General features: G+C 45.1%; 1 protein-coding gene. It reads right to left on the bottom strand.

Annotation, left to right across the window (positions count from 1 at the left end; translation table 11 throughout):
• On the bottom strand, nt 1-618 hold a 618-nt coding region (locus R7O13_RS27820), incomplete at its 3' end, for a cellulose biosynthesis cyclic di-GMP-binding regulatory protein BcsB (RefSeq protein WP_318305319.1).
• Nucleotides 619-656 lie beyond the last annotated feature (38 nt).

Below are 656 nucleotides of genomic sequence, written 5' to 3'. Positions count from 1 at the left end.
CAGATTTAACTGGCTGAAATCACGGACATCAAAAAAAGGAGCCGGTAACAAACTCAAGTCACTTTCCAGCACTGTCTTTTGAGCAAGCATCTCAATTCGACTACTTTGGCTAATCTCAGCCCAAATGCTCGAGTCATTGGGGTTAGCACAGTCTTTCTGAGTATTCCCAATCAACTCAAAGCGAATTTGGTTGTAGTTGCTGAAGTAACGAGTATCCAGCGGCATCGATAAGCTCAACTTTTTACCTTGCTGACCATCGACGATTGACGCCACTCCCATAAGTTCGTTGTTCAAATACACTTTGACGTGAGAAACCAAAGAGAGCAACGCTGGTGAAGGTGTGATGTCAAAGTACAACGTGGCTTTAGACACCACCTCATCGAGTCGCGAACCGAAACCAATATAAGCACTGGCCTCACTACCTTGGATAGCAATTGAACCACTGTAACCTAATTGACTAAATGGGATGACGCGCTTAAACACGGTCGAATCTTCAGCATCTTGCTGTGCCAAAGGCGTTGGTTGTTGCTGACTTACTTCTTGTGCCGCGAGACTGCACGACATACACATGAGAGTGATAGCCGTCGTCAACGCCGTTAGTTTTTTATTATTTAGCATGACTTGAGGTCCTGATTGGGACATAACGAGGTCTTAGT

Source organism: Vibrio sp. Y176, assembly GCF_033438945.1.
The sequence above is the reverse complement of the archived record's forward strand: the minus strand, read 5'-3'. Positions and strand labels throughout refer to the sequence as shown.